Genomic DNA, 24741 nt, shown 5'->3' with positions numbered 1-24741 from the left:
AACGGCCCCGGCCCCTGTCAGTGTCAGGCGCGGGCCAGCTGCTCGGCGCATTCCTGCACCATCTCGCTCAGGGTGGGGTGTATGTGGGTCATGGCGGCCAGCTCGGCGGCTGTCGTGTCGCGGCATATCAGGGCGCTCACCTCCTGCACCAGGTCGGCCGAATGTGCCCCATAGGCGTGGCATCCAATGATTTTGCCGCTCTCGTCGGCCAGCATCTTCACCATGCCTTCGGTCTCGCCCATGGCCAGGGCCTTGCCGTTGGAGCGGTAGTTGGCCTTTGCCGTGCGGCAGGCCGTGCCCAGCGCCTTGCAGGCGTCTTCGCTCAGGCCCACGCAGGCAGCCTCGGGATGGGTGAAAATGGCAGCCGGCATCACGTCGAGCCGTATCCCTTCGGTGCGGCCCAGTATGCTGTCGACCACCTTCAGGCCCTGCATGGTGGCGGCGTGGGCCAGCATCTGCCGGCCGTTGACGTCGCCTATGGCGTAAATGCCGGGCACGTTGGTGAGCAGGTTGTCGTCGGTGATTATGCCCTTCGGGCCGTATTCCACCCCGGCGGCCTCAAGGTTGAGCCCTGCTGTGGCCGGCGTGCGGCCCACGGCCATAAGCACGCAGTCGGTCTCGACGGTGGTTTGCTTGCCCTTGCGGTCGAATGTCACGGTGCCGTCGCCCACGGCCTGCACGGCCGACTGCATGAAGAAGGCCACGCCGCGCTTCTCTATGGCCTTGCGCAGTCGCTTGGCCACATCGCTGTCGAGGGCCGGCAGGCACTCTTTGAGAAACTCAACCACGGTGACCTCGCAACCGAAACTGTTGAGTATGCAGGCAAACTCCATGCCTATAACGCCGGCGCCCACTATGCAGACACGGCGCGGCAACTCGGTGGCGGCCAGCATACGGTCGGACGTCCATACCATCGAGGCGTCGTCGATGCCCTCTATCGGCAGCATCTTTGGCACCGAACCGGTGGCTATGATGATGTTGGGCGCTGTGTAGTCCTCGCCGCCTGCCGTCACGGTGTGGGCGTCCTTGAAGGCAGCCTCGCCCCTTACGAGCGTTATGCCCGGTGCCGACAGCAGCGTCTCAACGCCGCTGCGGAGCGTGCCTACCACGCCGTCCTTGCGCTCGGCGGCCTTTGCGAAGTCGAAACTGTAGTTGAGGCAGCCTAGCCCGAAGGCCTCGGCGTCGGCCATGATGTCCATTATCTCGGCGTTGCGGGCGTATGCCTTGGTGGGTATGCACCCCCTGTTGAGGCACGTGCCGCCCACTTCGGCCCGCTCGATGATTGCCACCTGCAGCCCGTTGCGTGCCGCGTGCTCTGCCGCCCGGTATCCTCCCGGGCCGCTTCCGATTATTATCAGGTCTGTGTTCATGTGTGTCCTGGGTTTTGATGGGGGTATCAGTCATCGTTGGCACCATAGGCATAGCCTGTTGCCTATGATGCCATTGATGTTTATTTGCTTTCTCCTTCGGCAGCCATCTGCCTGTAGGTTACCACCGGGTGCTTGGCCGCCAGAACGTCGTCAACACGCCCTATGGGTGTGTAGTGGGGCGCGCCCTTCACCGTCTCGGGCTCGGTGGCGGCCTCGCGGGCAATCCGCCGCATCACTTCGATGAACCCGTCGATGGTGTCTTTGCTCTCGTTCTCGGTGGGTTCTATCATTAGCGACTCGTGGAAAAGCAGCGGGAAGTATATCGTCGGGGCATGGTAGCCATAGTCGAGCAGCCGTTTTGCCACGTCCATGGTGGTCACTCCGGTCGACTTGTCCTTTAGTCCGTCGAACACAAACTCGTGCATGCATGTCGTGGCGATGGGCAGTTCGTAGACGTCTTTGAGCGACTCCTTGATGTAGTTGGCGTTGAGTGTGGCCAGCGGGCCCACCTCCTTGAGATGCTCCTTGCCCAGAGTCAGGATATAGGCGTATGCCCTCAGCAGCACGGCATAGTTGCCGTGGTATGGCCCTACGGATATTTCAGACTCGCCGGGTAGCAGCTCCTCCAGTCCGGCGCGCACCCCTACGGGGCCTGCACCGGGCCCGCCGCCTCCGTGGGGCGTCGAGAACGTCTTGTGCAGGTTGATGTGCATCACGTCGAAACCCATGTCGCCGGGGCGGCAAACGCCCAGCATCGGGTTGAGGTTGGCGCCGTCGTAATACATCAGGGCGCCGCAGCTGTGCACGAGCTCGGCTATCTCGGGTATCTCCTTCTCAAAGAGGCCGAGCGTGTTCGGGTTGGTCATCATCATGCCGGCCACCGTGTCGTCGAGCAGCGAGCGCAGGTCTTCAACGTCGACTATGCCCTCGGGCGTGCTCTTCACCTCAACCACATCGAGTCCGCAGACAGCCGCCGAGGCGGGGTTGGTGCCGTGTGCCGAGTCGGGCACAATCACCTTGGTGCGCTTGGTGTCGCCCCTGCGCTCGTGATAGCTTCGTATTATCATCAGCCCGGTGAGCTCTCCGTGTGCGCCGGCAAACGGGTTGAGCGTGAATTTGGCCAGTCCGGAAATCTCAGACAGTGCCCGTTGCAGTCCGTCGTACACCTCGAGGGCTCCCCGGCATGTCTCCGCCGGCTGCAGCGGGTGCAGGTTGGCGAAGCCGGGCATGGCCGCCACCTCTTCGTTGATGCACGGGTTGTATTTCATTGTGCAGCTGCCGAGCGGATAGAACCCGTTGTCCACTCCGAAGTTGTTTTCGCTATGGTTGGTATAATGGCGCACAACCGTGAGCTCGTCGCATTCGGGCAGCTCGGCGTCGTGGCTGCGGCGAATGTCGGCGGGCACCTCGTAGTTGCCAAACTTGTTGTGCGGCAGCGAATAGCCCCGTCGCCCTTCGTGTGAGAGCTCGAATATCAGGTTGCCATAAAGTTTGTTGTTCATAAGTCAGATGGTTTCGATGAGTTTGTCAATTTCTTCCTTAGTACGTTTCTCGGTGACGGCAAACATGATGGTGTCGGGTGCAACCTTCACTCCCCCAAGGATGCCATTGTCGATGAATCTCTTCTGTAGTTCGTCAACGTCGCCGGCATAGCGCACGCAGAACTCATTGAAGAACGGGCGGTCGAAGGCCGGTTTGAAGCGGCCTGTGGCCACGAGCCTGTCCATAAGGTAGTGGGCCCCGGCGTATGACAGCTCTGCGGCCTCTTTCAGCCCTTGCTTGCCCATTAGTGACATATAGATGGTGACGAAGAGTGCCATGAGGCTTTCGTTGGAGCAGATGTTCGACGTTGCCTTCTCGCGGCGTATGTGTTGCTCTCGCGCTTGCAGCGTGAGCACGAATGCGCGTTGGCCGCGCGAGTCTTTCGTCATGCCGACAATGCGTCCCGGCATCTTGCGCATGAGCTTCTCGCGGCAGCACATGTAGCCCACGTAAGGTCCTCCGAACGACATTGGCAGGCCCAGGCTCTGTCCGTCGCCCACGGCGATGTCGGCCCCCCATTCGCCCGGGGTGCGCAGCACGGCCAGGTCGGCGGCCACGCTGTTCATGATGAACAGTGCCTTGGCCGCGTGTGTTGCATCGGCGAATCCGGTGTAGTCTTCCACCACACCGAAGTAGTTGGGCTGCTGGACAAGTACGCCGGCCACTCCGCCGTCGGCCAGTTTGCTGTCGAGGTCGGCCTTGTCGGTGGCTCCGTCGGTGGCTTTCACCATCTCGATGTCTACGCCGTGGAAGTGGGCGTATGTGCGTATTACAGCCAGGATTTTGGGGTCTACGGTCTCAGACACGAGCACCTTGCGCGCTTTCTTTGCCGAGGCCACTGCCATGAGCACGGCTTCTGCCGTGGCGGTGCTGCCGTCGTACATCGACGCATTGGATATGTCCATGCCCGTGAGTTCGGCCATCATGGACTGGAACTCGAAGATATAGTGCAGCGTTCCCTGCGATATCTCTGCCTGGTATGGGGTGTATGACGTGAGGTATTCGGAGCGGCTGACAATCTGAGGTACTGCCGCGGGTGTGTAATGGTCGTATGCTCCTGCTCCGGCGAAGCACGTCAGCTGCTTGTTCTTGGCAGCCAGGCCGGCGAAGAACTGCCTTATCTCGAGTTCGCTCTTGGCTTCAGGCAGGTCGTAGTCTTTTTTCAGGCGCACCTGTTCGGGCACTTCGGCGTACAGTTCGTCGATAGACTTTATGCCGATGTGCTCAAGCATGCCCTTTATGTCGGCCTCTGTATGGGGGAAATACTTGTACATAGTTGAAGTTAAGGGTTGGGAATTAAGAATTAAGAAAAATACTCATGTTGTGGCAGCGGCTGCGTCTTACAGGTGAGGGCTTTGCTTTCCGTTGATGGTGTCATGCCGCCCCGGTTGTGGACGGGCCTTGTCTTCATTGGGGTTATTGCTCTTTTTGTTGCGTAAAGATATAGCAATTACGCAATAGCACCCTGCGTTCCCGTTGCCGAGACTATTTTTCTTAATTCTTAACTCTTGATTTTTAATTTATTTGTTGCACATTTCCTCGTATGCCTTGGCGTCCATGAGGCTTTCGAGTTCTGATGGGTCGGAGAGCTTAACCTTGATGATCCAGTTGGCAAAGGCGTCCTGGTTGATGAGCTCCGGGGTGTCTTCGAGAGCTGTGTTGACTTCGACCACTGTTCCGCTGACGGGGGCGTTGAGGTCGCTGGCTGCCTTCACGCTTTCTACGGCGCCGAACTCTTCGCCTGCGGTAATGTCGTCGTCTACTTCAGGCATGTCTACATATACTACATTGCCTAAGGCATTTTGTGCATAATCGGTTATGCCGATGTAGCCGTATTCGCCTTCAACCTTCACAAATTCGTGTGACTCTGAGTAGTAGAGTCCTTCAATAAATCTTGCCATATTAGTTGTTTTTTGTTATTTGTAGGATTGTTGTTGCTGGTTGTTATGGGAGCTCTGGGAGGTCTGGGAGTGCTGTGAGCACTGTGAGCTCTGGGAGGGTTAGGGCATGATGGGGTTACTTTTTGTAGTGCTTGTCGTAGAAGCGCTTCTTCACTACCGTCCCGGGGAAGGTCTTGCGGCGTATCTGTATCTCCACTTCGGTGCCCAGCTTGGCGTATCGTGAGTCGATGAGCGCCATGCAAACGCTCTTGTCGGTGGAGATGGTGTGGTAGCCGGTGGTTACCTCGCCAATCTTCTCGCCGTCTTTGAGCACTGCATATCCGTGGCGCGGTATGGCCTTGTCAGCCAGTTCTATGCCCACCACCTTGCGCTCAACGCCTTCAGCCTTTTGCCTTACAAGGGCTTCGCGGCCGATGAACTCGGGCTTGTCGAGCTTGCAGAACATGGACAGTCCGGCCATGACCGGCGAGATGTCGGCCGACAGCTCGTCGCCGTATAGCGGCAGGCCCACTTCGAAGCGCAGCGTGTCGCGGCATCCGAGTCCGCATGGTTTGCACCTGCCTCCGGTGGCCATGAGCTTGTCCCAGCAATCGCGTATGTAGTCGTGAGACCCGTATATCTCGAATCCGTCTTCGCCTGTGTAGCCTGTGCGGCTTATTATTACGTCGCCAAGCTGCTTGAAGGTGTAGAACGTGAGCTCGCTGCATGGCACCGACAGCACCTCCTCGACCACGCGCTCAGCCTCCGGGCCCTGCACGGCGAGCTGTGCGTAATGGTCAGACTTGTTCTGCAGGTCGATGTCGTAGCCATCGGCATTCTGCTGCATCCATGCCCAGTCTTTGTCGATGTTGGCTGCGTTGATTACGAGGAAGTATTCATCGTCGGCCATCTTGTATACGAGCAGGTCGTCTACGGTGCCCCCGTCTTCGTAGAGCATCATTCCGTATAGAATCTCGCCGGGCTTGATGGCGTTGACATCATTGGTGAAGATGTGGTTGACGTATCGGCTGGCATCCTTGCCTTTGACCGTCACTTCGCCCATGTGCGAGACGTCGAACACCCCGCATGCGTTTCGCACGGCTTGGTGCTCTTCTTCGATTGTGGTGTACTGGATGGGCATGTCGAAGCCTCCGAAGGGGCTGATGAGCGCCCCGAGGGCCTCATGCTTGTCGTAAAGACACGTACGTTTGTTTTCCATTGCCTTTATATGTTTTAGGTTTTGTTTGTCAGCAGTGATATCAGGGCTTCGGTCTGCATGCCTCTGATGGCAGCGGCCTCGCCCCCGGCGAGGGCCATTGTCAGTCGCGCGGGTGTGAGCTCGGCTCCGGCCAGGGCGTTCTCGAGCCTCTCGATGGGCACCTCGCCCGGCAGGAAGTCGCCCTTGAAGCACACGTTGCGTATGGTGTTGCCCCTGAGGTCGATGCGCGCCTCTACCGTGCCCACGCCTTCGATGCGCTGTTTGCGTGCCACTGTGTATGGCGGGTTCTTGCCGAATATGAACCCGGTGGACATGTATTCGGCCTCGATGGCCTCTATCGACCTGATGTCGGCCGGCGTGAGCGTCACGGAGCCGTCGCACAGTTGGCGCCTCAGGGCGTCTTTCAGTTGGCCCAGCGAGAGGTCGGTGTGGTCTTTGAGCAGCGTTATCCTGCTGCGCACGCTGCCCACTCCCTTGCTCTGCAGCTTGTCGGATGGCGGCGTGATGGCGCTTGTCATGTTGTCCATGTCGGTGTCATATAGCAGCGTTCCGTGCACTATGCTGTGCCCGTGCGTCTGGTAGAAAGCGCTGCCCGACACCTTGCCGCCGTCGACGAGTATGTCGTTGCGGCCGCTGGCGGTGGCATTTATGCCTATCCGTCTGAAAGCAAGGAGCAGGGTTGTGACATACTTGTTGTAGGTGAAGCCCACGGATTCGCCGCGTGTCACGTATGACATCATCACGTTGCCCATGTCGGCGTAGACGCATCCGCCACCGCTCTTGCGCCTGAACGTGCGTATGCCATGCCTGCGGCAGTAGTCGAGGTTGACCTCGGCTTCGGCCACCTGGTTGCGTCCGAATATCACGCTCGGTTCCACCTGCCACATGAAGAAGCAGTCGGCTGCATCAACGTGGTGTGCCACATATTCCTCCATGGATAGATAAAACGACACGTCTCTTTGTCCGTGGTCGGGCAGTTCAATGTATGTCATAGGCTTTTAGTGTTATGTTTGCCTTGTCCGCATACCCCTTGGCGGCTCAGCGTCGAGCGTGTTGCCTTGCGGCTTTGGGGGCGGCATCGTCATTGCAAATATATGAAATAAAACCGTTATGCCCAAAATTAAACCGAAGAAAATGGGCAATAAAAAATTAGTTTCGGCCAACTGTCATTGCTGTGCATGGTTTGCTGCCTTTCTGAAATAAATTAGTCGTGAAAAGTGTCAATTTGTTTTGCCGCCCGTTGCCGTACATGATGCGTTGAGTGGTGCGCCTTTAGGCCGTGGGCAGTGCGCCCCGGTGAGCCACCGGGCCACTGACGGCCGCAGGTCATCGTGCCTGCGGCGCCTGTCGCGGTGGCGGCAGTGTAGGGCCGCAGGGGTATGGAAGCCGTAAGTCCGCCCTGTCGCCGGATAATTCAGCGAGCCCCGCCCCGGTCATTGTTTTGTAATATTTTATGAAAAGGCGGCACCTCCCGTTCAACACCTTCAGGCCCAGCGGGTTGCGGCAGTGGCGCCAGTCTGTTGCCATACGGGCCGCATGGCAGAGCGAAACGGCCCGTCAGAGAAGGCCAAACGGCCCGTATGGCGATTCCATACGGGCCGTTTGGCAAGCAGGGTGGGGTGTTGTAAATAAACTTCATTGCCTTTTGGAGTCTGCTTCCATGTCGGCCCGGCTTTTCGACTTTGTCACGAGCCACACCCCTGAGAATACCAGCACCACCGCGGCGGCGTGGGCGGCGCGGAACACACCGAGCCCCGTGGCCACGCTGACCACCACGCTTACCACAGGTTGCAGGTAGTTGTAGATGCTCACCACGGTGGGGCGTAGCGTGCGTTGGCCCATCATCATTAGTATGTAGCACAGGAACGTGCCCACCACCACCACGTAGGCAGCCTCGGCCCAGGCCGACGGCGGTATGTGGCCGAGGCCAGTGCCGGCCACGCGCGGCAGCGTGAATGGCAGCACCACGGCCGTGGCGAAGGTAAACATCCACTTGTTGACGGTGAACACCGAGTAGCGTTGCACCAGCGGCCGGAACAGGGCCAGGTAGAGGGCGAACGAGAACTGGGCGAACAGGCAGAGCAGGTCGCCGCGTATGTCGCCCACCTTTGAGCTAGCCGCCGAGGCGCTGGTGAGAATCAGTATGAGCGCCCCGCTGAAGCCCATGAGCACCCCCAGGGCCTTCTTGCCGGTGACAGGCTCCTTGAGTATGAGCGCCGAGAGCACCATGGCGAATATCGGCGCCGAGGTGGTGACGATGCTGGCGTTGATGGGCGAGGTGATGCTGAGGCCTATGATGTAGCAGCACTGGTTGAACACCAGGCCCAGCATTCCCGCAAAGAACAGCCTGGCGAGGTCGCGGCCTGGCACGTGCTCGCGCTCCGTGAACATCGAGGCGAGCCAGAAAAGCACCGCCGCCCCGGCCACGCGGAACAGCACCAGCTCGATGCCGCTGATGCCGTGGGCCATGGCATCTTTGCCCACCGGGGCCATGAGCCCCCAGAAGACACAGGCCAGAAACATGCTCATGTGGGCCACCAAGGGTCGTTTGTTATCCATGATTTTGTTATTTAATTAAAAAATACGGGTGCAAAAGTACTCATTTTCACATAAAAAACCTTATATTTGCCGTTAAGATTTCAACGCAACAGCTTATGCAGAAGTATGCAGACTACATCGTCCAGATAGAGATTGAGTCGCTTTGGAGCGGCACAAGGCACATCGTATGGAACCTCGACCCGAAGGTAAACATACTCAGCGGCATCAACGGGGTGGGCAAGAGCACCATACTCAACAAGGTGGTGAAGGGCCTGGCCCAGGGCGGCGAGTTTCCGAGCCACATGCTGCGGGGCGTTCGCATCAAGGTGATGCCGGAAGACGCGCGCTGGATCAGATACGACGTGATACGCAGCTTCGACCGCCCGCTGATGAGCGGCGACCTGGTCAGCAAGATTGTCGACGCCTCGGTGACCACCGAGCTCGACTGGCAGCTCTACCAGCTCCAGCGCAAGTATCTCGACTATCAGGTGAACATAGGCAACCGCATCATCCAGACGCTGAGCAGCGGGGCGCCCGACGCCGCCCAGAAAGCACAGGAGATATCGAGGCCCAAGAACAAGTTCCAGGACATGATGGACAGCCTTTTCGCCGAGACGGGCAAGAGGCTGATACGCACAAAGAACGAGATAATGTTCTCGCAGATAGGCGAGGAGCTGACGCCATACCAGCTGTCGAGCGGCGAAAAGCAGATGCTGGCCATACTGCTCACGGTGCTCATAGAAGACAACCAGCACTACGTGCTCTTCATGGACGAGCCCGAGGTGAGCCTGCACGTAGACTGGCAGCAGCGCCTCATCGACCTCATCGTCGACCTGAACCCCAATGTGCAGATAGTGCTCACTACCCATTCGCCGGCCGTAATCATGAACGGCTGGATGGACAAGGTGACCGAGGTGAGCGACATCACCACCTGACAGCGCAAGGCAATGGCCCCGGCAGGCGGGGCATGGCGCTTGCCGCAGGCTCCGGGGCAGCCGTGGCGGCACGAGAACGACGGTTACACAAAAAGCAGAATCATGGGCAAGAGGCTAAGGGAAAACATCACTTCACGCTACGTCGAGGCAGCCAACAGCCTCACGTCGAAGAAGGCCAGGCGAAAGATTGTGGCCTATGTGGAGAGCTATGACGACATATTGTTTTGGCGGACGGTGCTCGACCGCTTTGAGGACGAGACGCGCTTCTTCGAGGTAATGCTGCCGTCGCGCGGCACGCTCAAGCGCGGCAAGAAGTCGGTGCTGATGAATTTCATCAGCGAGAACGTAGGGCGCGACATGATAGCCTGCGTCGACGCCGACTACGACTACCTGTTGCAGGGCATCACACCCACGTCGGCCAAGATACTGAACAGCCCGTACGTGTTCCACACATACGTTTATGCTATAGAGAACTACCAGTGTTACGCCGCCGGATTGCACAATGTGTGCGTCATGGTGACGCTCAACGACCATGCCATTTTCGACTTCGAGGAGTACATGAGGCAGTATTCGCTGGCATGCTACCCGCTGTTCGTGTGGTCGGTGTGGATGTACCGCACCGGCAACTACAACGACTTCTCGCTCACAGACTTCTGCAAGGTCATCGACCCGGGGGGCTTCAACGTGTTCCATCCGCAGTCGTCGATAGACCACCTGCGTGGCAAGGTGATGCGCAAAGTGCACTATCTGCAGAGCCGCTACCCCAAGGCCAAGGCCTCTTACCGCCGGCTGCAGCAAGAGATGGAGCAGCTTGGGGTGACCCCCGAGACCACATATCTATACATACAGGGGCATCACATCTTCGACACCGTGGTGGTGCCGATACTCAACAAGGTTTGCAACAAGCTGCGCATGGAGCGCGAGAACGAGATAAACCGCACATCGGTGCACCGCACACAGATGCGCAATGAGATATCGTGCTACGAAAACAGCATCGAGAACATAGGCTCGATGCTGAAGAAAAGCGTGGGCTATATGGCCAGCCCGCAGTTCAGGCGACTGCAGGCCGACGTAGAGCGGTATCTCGACTCGTGCGACCAAAGGCGGCAAAAGCCCGGCGAGGGGCCTGGGGCAGAAGGCTCTCAGGCAATGTAAGTCTCAAGGAACTTCACCTTGCCGCTGACGCCCACAATGCCCGTGGTGGCCGGCAGAAGCAGCGTATGGCCGGCGCTCAGCGTGGCCGACGTGCCGTCGTCGCAGGTAAGCGTGCCCTCGCCGCATACCCCTATCAGTATCACGAAGCTGTCAAGTTCGGAGTAGTCGAGCGTCATAGGCTCGTCAAGGTCGTAGAGCGCCGTGCGGAAGTAAGGGCAGTCTACCAGCTCGGCCGGTTCGTTCTTTACTCGGTCATATTCCGTGCGGTAGCTTTCCTGCACCTGGTAGTCAATGGCGTCGGCGGCTTCGGCGGTGTGCAGCTCGCGGAAATTGCCGTCCTTGTCCTTCCGCTTGAAGTCGTATATCCTGTAAGTCACGTCGCTCGTCTGCTGTATCTCGGTCAGGAAGCACCCTGCACCGATGCTGTGGATGCGCCCCGAGGGTATGTAGAAGCAGTCGCCTTCCTTCACATTGTACCTGCTTATGGCGTCGCATATTGTGCCGTTGGCCACAAGCGCCTTGTATTCGTCGGGCGTTATGCTTCTCTTCAGGCCCACCATCAAGGTGGCCGACGGCTCAGAGTCCATCACATACCACATCTCGGTCTTGCCCCTTTTGCGCCCGTGGCGCATGGCGGTGGCGTCGTCCGGGTGTACCTGTACCGACAGGTCGCCGGCAGCATCGATAAACTTGATGAGCAGCGGAAACTCGTCGCCGTAGCGCAAGTAGTTGTCACGGCCCAGCAGCCTGTCTCGCAGCGTTGCCACAAGCTCGTTGGTTGTCAGCCCGTCGTAGGGCCCGCCGTCTACCACGGTCTCTTGTCCCTTGACGCCGGAAATCTCCCAGCTCTCACCCACTTGGTCCATGTTGCATTCCAGCCTCTTGAAGGGGACAATCCGTTCTCCCCCCCAAATGGTTTGCTTTAGTAGCGGTTTGAATTTAAAAATGTTTGCCATGATTGTATGATATAGGTTGCATCAGTTCTCTTTCCAGAAACTGTGCGTGAACAAAACTAGTACTGTCATAATCTCAAGGCGGCCTATCAGCATCAGAAGCGAGCAAAGCCACTTCACGCCTTCGGGCAAAGAGCTCCACGACATGGTGGGCCCTATGGTGTTGCCAAGCGCCGGGCCCACGTTGCTCAGGCTGCTCAGTGCAATGGTAATGGCGTTGGTGTCGTCGACGCCGGCCAATATGATGACGGTGGCGGCAAGCAGGCATATCAGTATATACGTCACGAAGAACGCCAGGAGCGACGGCACGTGGTTCATCTGTATGTTCTGCCTGTTTATCTTTATGGGCAGCACGGCGTTCGGGTGGAGTATCTGCTTGAACTCGTTGCGTATTATTTTCAGTATCATCACGCCGCGTATGCACTTGAAGCCGCCGCTGGTCGAACCGGCGCACGAGCCTATGAACATGCAGAAACCGAGCACGACCCATGTGAAATGCGGCCATTGGCCGGCATCGTCGGTAAACATCCCGGTGGTGGTGATGAAGGTCACGACCTGGAACAGGGCATGCCTTACGGCGTCGCTCGCCCCGTATCCGCTGCGGCTGACGAGGAAGTAGGAAATGAGCGCGGTGGCTATGGCTATCACGACGCAGTATAGCTTGAACTCGGAGTTGGTCAGCAGCTTTGCGAACTGCCTCTTGAAGAGCACCACGTAAATCAGTGTGAAGTTCATGCCGGCCAGAAATTGGAATACGGTGGCTATGTACTCGATTGACGGCGAGTTGAAGTGGGCCAGGCTGTCGTTGTATGTTGCGAAGCCGCCAGTGCCGGCTATCGACATCGAGAAGCACACGCTGTCGAACAGCCCCATGCCCGCCACGTGGAAAAACAGCACGCAGCTGGCCGTGATGGCTAAGTATACGGTCCATATCCACTTTGCGTCGGTGCTCAGCCGCGGGTGCATCTTGGTCTTTATCGGGCCTGTCGACTCGGCGGCAAACACCTTGATGCTTCCTCCGACCACCGACGGCAGTATGGCGATGGTGAAGAACACTATGCCCAAGCCGCCTATCCAGTGGGTCAGCGACCGCCAGAACAGTATGGTGTGCGGCAGGCACTCAACATCGTCGATGATGGTTGCGCCTGTCGTGGTGAATCCCGACATGGTCTCGAAATAGGCGTCTGTGACACTGGGCACGTAGCCGCTGATGAGCAGCGGCAGCATCCCGAATGCGCAGAACACCACCCAGATGAGTGCCACCACGAGGTATGCCTCGCGCCTGTTGAGCTCGTTTCCGGCGTTGCGGCCGAGGTGTTTGAATATCAGTCCGCTGCATATTGTGAGCATCATCGATATCAAGAACGCCATAGCGTCGTCTTCGCGGTAGCACAAAGCCATGACGAGGCACGACAGCATCATGCCTCCTTCGAGGAAGAGCAGCTGCCCGATGATCTTTGATACGATGTCGAACCTTACCATATAGAGGCCGCTTTGAAGAATTTTTCCATCTTGTTCATCTTTTGCTCGTGGCAGAATATCATCACCGTGTCGCCGGCTTCGATTTGCGAGTTGCCGTTGACGAGCATGCCGACGTCATTGCGCACCAGTCCGCCTATGGCCACCCCGAACGGCAGCCCGAGGCTTTTCACTGGTTTCTTTGTCACGGGCGAGCCCTCCTCGGCGGTAAACTCAGCCACGTCTGCGTCTACCATCATGAGCGAGCGCAGGTTGCTCACCTTGGCGTCGAGCATCATCTGGTATATGTGGCTGGCTGCTATGGTCTTCTTGTTGATGATTGTTCCGATGTCAAGTTCTTCGGCCATGTCCACGTAGTCGAGGTTTTCCACCATGGCGATGGTCTTCCTCACCCCGAGCCTTTTGGCCGTGAGGCATGCCAGGATGTTGGTTTCGGCATTGCTTGTCAGGGCTACGAAGGCCTGTGTGTGCTTTATCCCTTCCTCCATGAGCAGGCTTATGTTGCGCCCGTCGCCGTGGATTACCATGGTGTCGGTGTCGCTGAGCAGCTCGTTGAGTTGCTCGCATCGGTGCTCGTCGGTCTCGATTATCTTTATGTCAAGGTATTTGGGGGCAGTCAGTGCCGCCCTGACGGAAGTCTTGCCTCCCCCCATTATTATTACGTTTTTGACGTCGGCATATTGCTCCTTGCCCACTATCTTCCTGATATACGGTATGTATTCCTTGGTAGTCATGAAGTAGGCGAGGTCGTTCAGCCTGAGCTCGTCGTTTCCTCCCGGTATTATTGTCTCGCCTTCGCGCTTCACCGCCACGATGTGGTAGGGGTCGTCGGGGCCGCACAGTTCCCTCAGCGGCCTGTTAAGTATCTCGCATGTGGCCCTGAGCTTTATGCCGAGCATGACCAGCGCCCCCCCATGCACGTCCCATCTCTGCCTTACCCAGCTCATCTTGAGGCCGTTGTTGATGTCGATGGCGGCCAGCACCTCGGGGTAGATGAGCGAGTCTATGCCGATGTTCCGGAAGAAAGAGCCCATCTTCGGCGACAGGTATTCATAGTTGTCTATGCGTGCCACCGTCTTCTTGGCGCCTATGGCGTGAGCCATGATGCACGACGTCATGTTGCGGCTCTCGTCGGGGGTGACGGCCACGAATATGTCTGCGTCTTCGGCCCCGGCCTCCTTCAGGGTCTTGATGCTTGTGGGCGACCCTTCCATAGTCATTATGTCGTACTCGCTGTCGAGGCCTTCCAGCCTCTCGGCGTCTTCGTCCACGAGCGTGCAGTCTTCGTGGTCGCGCGACATGAGCCGTGCCAAGTGAGTTCCCACGGCTCCGGCTCCGGCAATGATTATTTTCATTTTGTTTGTCTTAGTGGTGTTTCGTAATCGTCTGCTTGGCGGTCATTGCGCCTTGCTGTAGCCGCATATCCCGGTTATGGCCTTCTTTATGCCGTCTTTGTCGATGCCCGTTATGTGCATCAGCTGCGGCACGGTGCCGTGTTCCACGAACGAGTCGGGCAGCCCGAGCCTCACGATGCGGGGTGCAAGGCCGTTGTCGGCCATCCACTCGAGCACAGCCGTGCCCATGCCTCCGGCCCTTATTCCGTCTTCGACAGTGACTATGCGGCTGAACCGCCGGCCCACCTCGGCCAGCAGTTGCCCGTCGAGCGGCTTGAGGAAGCGCACGTCGTAGTGGGCCACGGTGAGCCCCGGGTGTTCCTGTTCGGCCTCGGCTATGGCCTTGGCAGCCTCGTTGCCTATGTGCCCTATGGTCAGCACGGCCACGTCGTCGCCGTCTTTCAGCTTCCGGCCCGTGCCCACCTCAATCTCCGTGAGCTGGCAGTGCCAGTCGGGCAGCACCCCCCGGCCGCGCGGGTAGCGTATCACGAACGGCCCCTTGCCGGGCAGTTGGGCCGTGTACATGAGCCTGCGCAGCTCATGCTCGTCCATCGGCGCGGCAATGGTAAGGTTGGGCACGGGGCGCAGCGCGGCCATGTCGAACGCCCCGTGGTGCGTCGGGCCGTCTTCGCCGACCAAGCCCGCCCTGTCGAGGCAGAGCACCACGGGCAGCCCCAGTATGGCTACGTCGTGTATGATGTTGTCGTATGCCCGTTGGGCAAAGGCACTGTAGATGTTGCAGAACGGCTGCAGCCCCTCTTTGGCCATGCCCGCCGAGAAGGTCACGGCGTGGCCCTCGGCTATGCCCACGTCGAACACGCGGCCCGGCATCGACTTCATCATGATGTTCATCGAGCAGCCTGTGGGCATGGCCGGCGTCACCCCGACTATGTTCGGGTTGGCCTCGGCCAGCTCGAGCAGCGTGTTTCCGAACACGTCCTGGTATTTGGCCGGCAGACCTTTCTCGTCGTCGCACAGGCGTTCGCCCGTGCCCACGTCGAACTTTCCGGGGGCGTGCCACACCGTGGCCGCCTTTTCTGCCGGTTTGTAGCCTTTGCCCTTGGTGGTGTGCAGGTGCAGCAGCTTGGGCCCTTTCATGTCTTTGAGCTGTCGCAGTATGCGCACCAGCTCCATCACGTTGTGCCCGTCGAAGGGGCCGAAGTACCTTATGTCGAGCCCCTCGAATATGTTTTGCTGGTGGCTGAAGGCCGACTTGAGCGCGTTGCCCAGCCTTATCAGCCCCTTGCGGCGGTCGTCTTCCAGGTAGCCTTTGGAGCGCAGCCATTTCGACAGCTTGAACCTCAGGGCGTTGTATGTCTCGTTTGTGTTCAGCCCTATCAGGTATTGCTTCATCCCCCCCACGCTCCTGTCGATGCTCATGTTGTTGTCGTTGAGTATTATCAGGATGTCGTTGGGGGTCGCCGATACGTTGTTGAGCCCTTCGAAGGCCAGCCCTCCGCTCATGGCCCCGTCGCCTATCACGGCCACCACCTTGCGTTCGGCAGCCTTGCCATTGCCGCCCGTGGCCCCTTGCTCGGCGGCGATTTTCTCCAGCCGCTTCTCGGCCACGGCCATGCCCAGCGCTGCCGATATGGAGTTGCTGGCGTGGCCGCAAACGAAGGTGTCGTAGGGGCTCTCCTTTGGCGAGGGGAACGGCATGATGCCGTGCAGCTTGCGGTTGGTGCAGAACGCCTCTTTGCGCCCTGTCAGTATCTTGTGGCCGTAGGCCTGGTGGCCCACGTCCCATACTATTCTGTCTTCGGGGGTGTTGTAAACATAGTGCAGTGCCACGGTAAGCTCTACTGCTCCGAGGCTCGAGGCGAGGTGGCCGGGATTTACGGACAGCTCGTCGAGTATGTCTTTCCGCAGTTCGTCACAGACCTCAGGCAGCCGGTCGGCCGGCAGCTTGCGCAGGTCTTCGGGGTACTGAATGTGGCTCAAAAGGCCTAAGTCATCGTGTCTCACTATTAGTAATGATATAGAATAAGCCATGCAAAGATACACTATTATTTCGATAAAATGACTTTTGTTAGCAATAAAATGCGTATCTTTGCGATGAATCAAATACAATTATACATATATGAGATATGCCATCATTGGTACAGGGGCCATAGGCGGGTTCTATGGCGGGAGGCTGGCAAGGGCCGGCTTCGACGTGCATTTCCTTCTGCACAGTGATTTTGAGTATGTTCGGGATAACGGTCTGAGGGTAGATTCTTACGACGGTTCGTTTGTCATAAGCCATCCGCAGGCTTATGCCTCGGTTGCCGGCATGCCCCCTTGCGACGTGGTCATCGTGGCCCTGAAGACCACGGCCAACGGCGGTTTGCCCGCCATGCTCGCGCCGCTGCTCACTGAGCGCACGCTCGTGTTGCTGATACAAAACGGCGTCGGCGTTGAGGCCGATGTCGAGGCGGCACTGCCCGGGGTGCAGCTGGCGGCCGGACTGGCTTATATATGCACCACTAAGGTGGGCCCGGGGCACATAGAGCACACGAGCAACGGCAAGCTGAGCGTGGCCAACTACTCGTGCCGTGACCAGGGCCTGATAGACGGGTTGCTGGCCGACCTTGGCGCGGCGGGCATACGGGCGGCGGCCGTCGACTATGCCAAGGCGCGGTGGATGAAAGCCATGTGGAACATGCCGTTCAACGGCCCGTGCTCGGTGCTCGGCCAGACCACCGACCGCATGTTGGCCTCGCCCTCCGGCGAGCGGCTCGTGAGGGCGTTGCTGGCCGAGGTAATAGGCGCAGCCCGCGCCTGCGGGGCTGTGGGAATAGACGAGAGCGTGGGCGAGCGCATGATTGAGATGACGCGCAACATGCCGCCTTACTCGCCCAGCATGAAGGTTGACTGCGACCTGGGCAGGCCCATGGAGATAGAGTATCTTTACACCAAGCCCATAGCCATGGCGCGTGAAGCCGGCTATGCCATGCCCCACATGGAGATGGTCGAGATGCAGCTGCGCGCCATCGAGGAGCTGCGCGCTGTCGGCCCGGCCGTGGGGCAGTAGCGCGCGTGGCGCCGCTGGCGGCGCTTTCGTGGCCATGGCCTTTGTAACATTATTTCAGCATCGTGCCCTTCCCTCGCACAGCCTGTTGGCGGGCGTGTTGCGGGGGCGGTGCGGCTGTAGCGCCAAACGGGCCGTTTCGCATTGCGATTCGGCCCGTTTTGCTGTCTGGTTTGGCCCGTCTCGGGGCGCAATGCGGGCCATGTGGCTCGGCAGGGCTGCGTTTGTAATAAAGTTTTATGGCCGTCTGCCCCTTTTTCGGGGCTTGGACAGCGTAGCCGGGGCGGCCGATGATGGTTTTTATGTGGAAATTTTTAATAATCAGGCTGCGTTTTTAACCGATACAGATTGCCGTTTTACATATTTTCATTACGATTTGCAATCGTTAAGAAAACGGCGGCCGGCTCGGTGTACCCACGGGCTGGGCGCGTGGCCGTTTCTTGCAGGCTGAAGGAAAGTGATATGTATTTTACAAATCAGAAAATGATAAATTTATGAAGAAAATCAAATTTTTTGCGATGGTGTTCATGGCTTTGTCGGTGCAATCGGCATTGGTGTCGTGTGGTGATGACAACCCTTCGGGTGACGGCGGGATAGAGCAGGGAGGCCAGACGGGTGGCGGCTCCGGCGACGAGGGAGGCCAGTCGGCCCCGGGACTGTCGACCGTGGAGCAGAAGCAGAGGCTGGAGCAGGCCGCCAACGAACTGATGGGCCTTGTCGATGCGGCCGACTTCTCGAGTGTGGCTGACCTCATTGACTATGTTGCCGAAAACTCGTCGGACGGCAGCGAGGTAGACAGCTGGTTTGACCACTGCGCAGGCTTGTGCGAGGTGTCGGCCACCGACGACCTTGTGAAGAATGTTTACAAGGCGTCAAACTTCTACGGTCAGTTTGAGCTGCGCAACGGCAGGTGGACGCAGACGGCCAGCAACGTGCAGTATCTGGAGTTCCGCTTCACCGACGGCAGCGGCGCTCCGTGCAGCCTGAGGCTCGACTGCTCGGGGGCGGAGACGCCTGTTCACCACGAATCGTTCGACGATGAAGAGTGGGACTACAATTACAGTTCCGACGGATATTATTCGGTCATGACGCGCATAGAGAACACATTTGTGGTGCCCGAGCGCATAGATGTGACCCTCACCCAGGGCGGGGCCACGCTCGCCACGGCATCGCTGGGCTCAGACATCAGCTTAAGCAGCGGCAGTGGCGACTTCGACTACAAGCGCGACCGTGTCGAGCTGTCGCTGGCCGTTGCCGTGGGGGCCTATGGCGTTGCCGTCGACAGGGTGGCATTCAACGCCGGGCGCACGGCAGCCTTCTCGCAGAAGCTCACCAAGGACGGCCGTGAGCTCGTGACACTGGCAATGGAAGCCGACGGCGACCTGACCGACGACGACAACCTGACGGGCCGGCTCACGTCGCTCGACTTCAACATACTCGACAAGGTATGGCTGAAAGGCAGCATCAGCAGCATCGACAGGTTTGCCCGATACCTTGAGTCTGCCGGCGCCAACAGCCGCGACGAGGCTGCCTACAAGGCCGACCTCGAGAGGGCCAACGGCCTGATGGAGCTCGGCCTTTACTTTGCCGGAGTGGACGGCCCGAGCGCAAGCATGCGGCTGTATCCGTTTTCCGACAGGGGTTATTATGGCGAAGAGTGGTACTTCGAGCCGGTGTTGGTGTTCCCCGACGGTTCTTCGTATTCAACCATGCAGTCGTATTTCGCCGACGGTTTCTTTGAGAGCGTGATTGAGAGCTTCAAGAAGCTGGGCGATGATTTCGTGAGAGTGTTTGACCAGGAGGCCGGCGCATGATGGTTGCATCTCGTCGCAGGCCTGTAGCTTCCGGCCGCCGTGGGCGCCGCCGGTGCCGCCGCCGCTGAATGGTGGGGCAGGTGGTTGCCATGGCCATGGCCTGCATGGCCGCCGCCGCAGGGCATGAGGCGGCGGCCGACAGTGTGGACACGCTATCCCGCGAGTTGCGCCAGGTTAGCGTGACGGGCCGCAGGGTGGCTTCGCAGCTGGCGTCGGACAGGGGCGTGAGCGTGGTGGGCATGGGCCTCATGCGCAGCATGCCGCGCATACTGGGCAACGCCGACCCGCTGCACTACGCCCAGATGCTGCCCGGCATACAGACTGGCGGCGAGTATGATGCCGGACTGCACATACAGGGCAGCGACAACTCGCACAACATGTTGGCCATCGACGGTGTGCCGATATACAACGCCGCCCATCTGCTGGGCTTCTTCTCGGTGTTCAACGCCACCCATTTCTCGTCGATGCGCATAGGCAAGTCGGCCACTGCGGCGGCCCCCAACCGTATGGGCGGCATGGTAGACATGCAGGCGGGGCGCGACAGGCCGCCCGGGCCCACGGGCGACGTGGCCGTGGGGCCCATGTCGTCGCAGGCAACGGTGAGCCTGCCTGCCGGGCGCTGCTCATGGCTCACGCTGTCGGCCAGGGCGGCATACTTCAACCTGCTTTACTCGCGGTGGCTCGAGGTAGACGGCGAGGAGCTTGGATATTTCTTCCACGATTACAACCTTACCTACACCTACGCCCCCGACAGCCGCAACAGGCTGTGGGCCGAGGTGTATTACGGTGGCGACGATGCCTCGTACGGCGACGGCGGCTACGGCATGGACACCTCGCTCGGCTGGGCCAACTTCATGGCTGCGCTCCACTGGGACCACTCGTCGGGCGCCACCGGCATAGGGCAGTGTGTTTACTACACACGCTACGGCAGCCGTTTGGGCCTGAGCCAGCCGTCGGTTGGCCTGAGTCTCGAGTCGCGCATAGCCACCGCCGGCTACAAGGCCGAGGCCCGCTTCGGGCAGGCTTCGGCCGGCATAGACGCCGCATGGCACGACGTGAGCCCCCAGGAGCCGCGCGCCGACGGGGCAACAGCCGGGAGGGTGGCGGGCCAGGGGCGCCAGCGGGCGGCAGAGGTGGCCCTGTGGGGCGGGTGGAACTGCAGGCTGGGCCGCTGTCTCGAACTGGATGCCGGGCTGCGTGCCACGCTCTATTCGGCCGGCGGCAAGGCCCGCTTTGCAGCCGACCCTACGGCCTCGCTGTCATGGCGCGTGTCGCCCGGGGCAAGGGTTTCGCTGAGCGGCAGCGTAAGGCATCAGTACCTGCTGCGCACGGGCTTTTCAGACGTGGGGCTGCCAACCGAGTTCTGGTTTGCCTCGGACTACGGGCAAAGTCCGCAGTATGGCATCGGCGCCTCGCTCGCCGCCGAGGTTTACCTGGGGCGGAGGGCATGGCGCATAGAGGCCGAGGCATATTGCAAGCGGCTATGCCACCAGGTTGAGTATGGCGGCAATGTGCTTGACTTTGTTTTCGACGATTATTCGCTCAACGATGTGCTCATTGCCGGCGACGGCCACAACGTGGGGCTCAACCTGCTTGTAGAGCGGCGTAAGGGGCGGCTGACGGGCTGGGTGGCCTACTCGTTCGGGCTGGCCCGGCGGCGCTTCGGCCGCGCAGGCGCGACAGGGTGGTGCCCCGCGGCCCACGAGCGACCCCACGAGCTCAACGCTGTGGCCACCTTCAAGGCGGGGCGGCGGTAGAGCTTCGGGGCGGCCATGGTGGTGGCCTCGGGCACGCCCTACACGCGCGTGGAGCGGTTTTATATGCTGGGCAACCACGTGCTGTCCGACTATGGGCCACACAATGGCGAGCGGTTGCCCCCGTATGTGCGCCTCGACCTGTCGGCAAGCTACGACTTCAGCGTGGGCCGGGGCCGGCGCAGCGGCATCAACCTGTCGCTCTACAACGTGACCGCCCACGACAATGTGTTGTTCTACAGGCTCAAGGTCAACGAGGTGGAGTATGCATACCGCCCCTTTGCCTTTGCCCTGAGGCTGATGCCATCGGTCAATTATTATTTCAGTTTCTGACATTATGATATCATCCAGGTTGTTGAGGGCAGTGCCGGCCCTTGCTGTTGCCCTTGCCTTTGCGGCGTGTGAGCGTGGGTTTGGCGACGCGGCAGAGCCGCAGCTTGTGGTAGAAGGGTGGATAGACAGCGGTGGGTTTCCGGTTGTGATGCTGTCGCGGACGGTGCCCATAACCGACGAATACCGCCCCACCTCCGAACTTGCCGACTACGTTGAGCGGTGGGCGAGGGTGGCCGTGGCCGACGGGCAGCGCGAGGTGGTGCTCGTGGGAAGGCACGACGCCGACTGCTTCTCGCCTTATGTCTACACCACCTCCGACTTGCGCGGCGAGCCGGGGCATACATACCGGCTTACCGTAGACTGCACTGACGGCACCCATGCCGAAGCCACGGCCACCATCCCCGAGCCTGCGCCCATCGACTCGTTTGCCGTAGAGCCCGTGGCCCACGCCGACTCGCTGCGCCAGGTGTACGCCTTTGTGGGCGGCAGGCGCGACAGTTGCTTCTACAAGCTGTTCACCCACGTCTTTGGCAAGCCCTATGGATATATGTCGTCTTACCTCGGCATTGCCGAGGGGCGCATGCTTCCCGCCGACGGCAAGATGCCCGTTAACCCCGGTCGGCTTAACATTGACTCTGATTTCACGCCATGTTTCGAGGCCGGCGACACGGTAATGGTAAAGCTGGCGAGCATCACCGAAGAGGCTTACCGATTCTGGCGCGACTTTGAAGACATGACCACGCTGTCGCGCAACCCGCTTTTCCCTGTTTCCAACAACTTGCACTCAAACATCGACGGCGGCCTTGGCTATTGGTTTGGCTACGGGGCCTGCTTTGCAACGCTGACGGTTGGGCCTTGACGTTGGCCTGGCCCGGCGGATGCCAGCATGGCCCTGGGCGGCCGTCGGTTGCCCATGGCCGCAATAGGCCATCAGGGGCCAAAGCGTTTTTGCGGCATTGCCGGCATCCTGTAGGCCGCCTTGTCTTGGCACGCCCGCCATGCCCAAGGCCGTGGCGCAGGCCATGCAGCCCGGCAATGTCGCAAAAACGTTTTGGCCTCTAATGGCATGTTTGGGTTGAAAATGGTTGTAAAAAGGTTGCAAGGTTGGTCATAATGTCATAAAAACAGCATCTTTCGTGGAAAAAATGTTTGGCCGCTCAATAACGGCAATGGCTTTTCGTGGATTTTATAGATACACCAATCTTAATGTGAATTATGGCATCTATAAAACTTAAATTCAGGCCGTCGGCCTGCAAGGGAAAGGAAGGCACTTTGTTCTTTCAGTTGATTCAAGGACGCACAGTGCGCCGCATGAGAAGCAAGTTTAGAATCTTTAATGAGGAGTGGGACTCGGCCGCCGGCCAGATTGTGCTGCCGCAGCATCCATCGCCGCAGGCAGACAGGCTTTCGCTCATCAGGTCTAATGTCGAGCTGGAGTTGAGGGTGCTTGAAGACATCGTGGCCGACCTCGACCTCGATGGCGATGCCTGGGACGCCGACGAGGCCGTGGAACGGTTTATGATGAGCAGGCGCATTGACGGGAGCGTGTTCCACTTCATGGAAAACCAGATTCAGCGTAAGCTGAAGCTGGGACGGCTGCGCTCTGCCGAGACGTATCAGACCACCCTGAACAGCTTCATGGGCTTTCGCAAGGGCGTCGACCTTACATTCAGCATGATAGACTCGGCTATGATGCAACTCTACGAGGCTGCCATGCGCTCGAGGGGCCTGTCGCGCAACACCACATCTTTTTATATGCGAATAATGCGCACTAACTACAGGATGGCGGTAGAAGAGGGCCTCACCGACGACAAGCGCCCTTTCAGGCATGTGTATTGCGGCATCGACAAGACGGTGAAGCGGAGCATCACTTTTGCCGACATCAAGCGGATAAAAGACCTTGACCTGTCGCAACGGCCGGTGATGGCCTTTGCACGCGACATGTTTATATTCAGCTTCTGCACGCGTGGCATGTCGTTTGTTGACATGGCTTACCTCAGGAAGGCCGACCTGAAAAACGGTTATCTCACCTACAGGCGAAAGAAGACCGGCCAGTTGCTTACCATAGAGTGGACGAGGCAGATGCAGGAGGTGATGGACAAGTGCTCTACATGCGCCACGCAGTATCTCTTGCCAATCATCGTGCGCGAAGACGGAAGCGAGCGCAGGCAGTACCAGAACATGATGCTCAAGGTGAACAGAAACCTTAAGAAGGTGGCTGCAATGGCCGGGCTGAGCGTGCCGCTCACACTGTATTACAGCCGGCACAGCTGGGCTACGATAGCCCGATACAACGCTGTGCCGCTGTCGGTAATAAGCGAGGGGCTGGGCCACGACTCTGAGGCAACCACACAGATATATCTTGACTCGATACAGTCGTGCGAGGTTGACAAGGCCAACAGAAAGATTCTGAGGAATCTTTAGCTGGCAACTGCCTGCTTGGGCATGCCGGTGGCCCTGCCGTTGCATCCATGTGGCCATGCAAGGCTATTGATAAGTAGGTGTTCAAAATTAGTTGCCATCAAATTGTGCGCTATGTAGGAGATGCATGCCACAGTCCGAAGAGAGAGCGTAGCGGGCTACGCGACCGATGAGACTTTGGTATGCGGCCCGAAAGAGCACACAAGATGGTGGCAAAGATATAGAGGACACCTGCAAGGTCTATTGTATCGGTTAATTTTGAACAGCTACTTATAGGTGGTGCATCATTGGCAAGTGGTGTGGCACTTGGATGGCTGTTGACTTTGGGGGCGGTTGCCACCGCTATTAGGCATTGGGCATTGGGGCGGTCGTGGTAGGCCGCTTCCGATGCCGCCTTGCGCTGCCCCATGCACACGGCACACAGCGTTTGCCCTGGCGGGCAACTTTGCTCAGCAGTGCTTACGGCGATGGTACACAATGATATGTCGGTTTTGAGTAATAAATACTAATATGATAATCTCCTGTTATGAGATGGTCAATTTAAATAAACTTGCTTTATTATAAGTATTTGTCGTTTAATTCTTAATTATTATCGGTCAACATCTGCGAGTTTCTCAGTGTTTCATGTTGTCAAAAAATCTTGTAATCATCGCAAATAAATCGTATTTTATGGCCATTAGAAGAACAAATTTTGTATCTTTGCAGCAGAAATAGACCATCTCATAACAGGAGATTATCTCATAACAGGAGAGTGTCGCCCGATACGATTAGATGAGTTATTTTTGCTCGGAAAATACGGCGGGCATTGTGGAAAATGACTAGTGAAAGATGAAAAGTTTCGCGAATAAAATCTATAACTGCTTGTTTTTCAGTGCATTAAGAAAACTTGCAGGATTGGAAACTTTGTATCATAGCGAGTAATACTAACAGAACTATATGTCTGG

Annotated in this window: 19 protein-coding genes; 8 read left to right on the top strand and 11 right to left on the bottom strand. The window is 58.5% G+C overall.

Annotated features, from left to right (window positions below):
* Positions 1–23: 23 nt before the first annotated feature.
* The 7 genes from lpdA to H6B30_RS01900 form a co-directional block, all read right to left on the bottom strand.
* Positions 24–1370 (bottom strand): dihydrolipoyl dehydrogenase, encoded by a 1347-nt coding sequence (lpdA, locus tag H6B30_RS01930; protein WP_205107356.1) that lies wholly within the window; start codon positions 1368–1370, stop codon positions 24–26.
* Between the two features lie 80 nt (positions 1371–1450).
* Entirely contained in the window at positions 1451–2872 is a 1422-nt protein-coding gene (gene gcvPB, locus H6B30_RS01925) for an aminomethyl-transferring glycine dehydrogenase subunit GcvPB (RefSeq protein ID WP_205107354.1), read from the bottom strand.
* A 3-nt stretch (positions 2873–2875) separates the two neighbouring features.
* Entirely contained in the window at positions 2876–4186 is a 1311-nt protein-coding gene (gcvPA, locus tag H6B30_RS01920) for an aminomethyl-transferring glycine dehydrogenase subunit GcvPA (protein ID WP_205107353.1), read from the bottom strand.
* Between the two features lie 246 nt (positions 4187–4432).
* Positions 4433–4813, bottom strand: a complete 381-nt coding sequence (gcvH, locus tag H6B30_RS01915; protein WP_205107351.1) for a glycine cleavage system protein GcvH — start codon at positions 4811–4813, stop codon at positions 4433–4435.
* A 115-nt stretch (positions 4814–4928) separates the two neighbouring features.
* Positions 4929–6011 (bottom strand): glycine cleavage system aminomethyltransferase GcvT, encoded by a 1083-nt coding sequence (gene gcvT / locus H6B30_RS01910; protein WP_205107349.1) that lies wholly within the window; start codon positions 6009–6011, stop codon positions 4929–4931.
* A gap of 14 nt (positions 6012–6025) precedes the next feature.
* Complete coding sequence (gene lplA, locus H6B30_RS01905; RefSeq protein ID WP_205107348.1) at positions 6026–7003, bottom strand: lipoate--protein ligase; 978 nt, start codon at positions 7001–7003, stop codon at positions 6026–6028.
* Between the two features lie 643 nt (positions 7004–7646).
* Positions 7647–8570, bottom strand: a complete 924-nt coding sequence (locus tag H6B30_RS01900) for a DMT family transporter (RefSeq protein ID WP_205107346.1) — start codon at positions 8568–8570, stop codon at positions 7647–7649.
* Positions 8571–8665: 95 nt separating this feature from the next.
* Here H6B30_RS01900 and H6B30_RS01895 point away from each other — a divergent pair, with 95 nt between their 5' ends.
* Complete coding sequence (locus H6B30_RS01895; RefSeq protein WP_205107344.1) at positions 8666–9484, top strand: AAA family ATPase; 819 nt, start codon at positions 8666–8668, stop codon at positions 9482–9484.
* A gap of 102 nt (positions 9485–9586) precedes the next feature.
* Complete coding sequence (locus H6B30_RS01890; RefSeq protein WP_205107342.1) at positions 9587–10639, top strand: DUF4435 domain-containing protein; 1053 nt, start codon at positions 9587–9589, stop codon at positions 10637–10639.
* On the opposite strand, the gene H6B30_RS01885 is transcribed toward H6B30_RS01890, so the two are convergent.
* From H6B30_RS01885 to dxs, 4 genes are read right to left on the bottom strand one after another with little or no spacing between them, the layout of a single operon-like run.
* Positions 10627–11595 carry a type I phosphomannose isomerase catalytic subunit gene (locus H6B30_RS01885; RefSeq protein WP_205107341.1) on the bottom strand — a complete coding sequence of 323 codons (969 nt, stop codon included), beginning with the start codon at positions 11593–11595 and terminating at the stop codon, positions 10627–10629. The genes H6B30_RS01890 and H6B30_RS01885 overlap by 13 nt on opposite strands.
* Positions 11596–11616: 21 nt before the next feature.
* Positions 11617–13074, bottom strand: a complete 1458-nt coding sequence (locus tag H6B30_RS01880) for a TrkH family potassium uptake protein (protein ID WP_205107338.1) — start codon at positions 13072–13074, stop codon at positions 11617–11619.
* Positions 13068–14426, bottom strand: a complete 1359-nt coding sequence (gene trkA, locus H6B30_RS01875) for a Trk system potassium transporter TrkA (RefSeq protein WP_205107337.1) — start codon at positions 14424–14426, stop codon at positions 13068–13070. The genes H6B30_RS01880 and trkA overlap by 7 nt, the downstream gene beginning before the upstream one ends.
* A gap of 42 nt (positions 14427–14468) precedes the next feature.
* The gene (gene dxs, locus H6B30_RS01870; RefSeq protein WP_205107335.1) at positions 14469–16457 is read right to left on the bottom strand and encodes a 1-deoxy-D-xylulose-5-phosphate synthase; all 1989 of its coding nucleotides are present in this window, start codon (positions 16455–16457) and stop codon (positions 14469–14471) included.
* A gap of 88 nt (positions 16458–16545) precedes the next feature.
* On the opposite strand from dxs, the gene H6B30_RS01865 reads away from it, so the two are divergent.
* The 6 genes from H6B30_RS01865 (at position 16546) to H6B30_RS01840 (ending at position 23800) form a co-directional block, all read left to right on the top strand.
* On the top strand, positions 16546–17478 hold the full coding sequence (locus H6B30_RS01865) for a 2-dehydropantoate 2-reductase (protein WP_205107334.1): 933 nt from the start codon (positions 16546–16548) through the stop codon (positions 17476–17478).
* 491 nt (positions 17479–17969) lie between these two features.
* Entirely contained in the window at positions 17970–19289 is a 1320-nt protein-coding gene (locus H6B30_RS01860) for a hypothetical protein (RefSeq protein ID WP_205107332.1), read from the top strand.
* Positions 19290–19369: 80 nt separating this feature from the next.
* Positions 19370–21046: a TonB-dependent receptor plug domain-containing protein gene (locus tag H6B30_RS01855; RefSeq protein WP_205107330.1), complete on the top strand. Its 1677-nt coding sequence runs from the start codon at positions 19370–19372 to the stop codon at positions 21044–21046.
* A gap of 15 nt (positions 21047–21061) precedes the next feature.
* A complete protein-coding gene (locus tag H6B30_RS01850) occupies positions 21062–21376 on the top strand; it encodes a TonB-dependent receptor (protein ID WP_205107329.1) in 315 nt (104 codons plus the stop codon).
* Positions 21377–21380: 4 nt separating this feature from the next.
* Positions 21381–22235 carry a DUF4249 domain-containing protein gene (locus tag H6B30_RS01845; RefSeq protein ID WP_205107327.1) on the top strand — a complete coding sequence of 285 codons (855 nt, stop codon included), beginning with the start codon at positions 21381–21383 and terminating at the stop codon, positions 22233–22235.
* 356 nt (positions 22236–22591) lie between these two features.
* Positions 22592–23800, top strand: a complete 1209-nt coding sequence (locus H6B30_RS01840) for a tyrosine-type recombinase/integrase (RefSeq protein WP_205107325.1) — start codon at positions 22592–22594, stop codon at positions 23798–23800.
* The last annotated feature ends 941 nt before the right edge of the window (positions 23801–24741 follow it).

Origin of the sequence: Marseilla massiliensis, from assembly GCF_016899955.1 — a bacterium.
Lineage (GTDB): Bacteria > Bacteroidota > Bacteroidia > Bacteroidales > Bacteroidaceae > Prevotella > Prevotella intestinigallinarum.
Note: the sequence above shows the minus strand (reverse complement) of the source record. Positions and strands in the feature narration are given on the sequence as shown.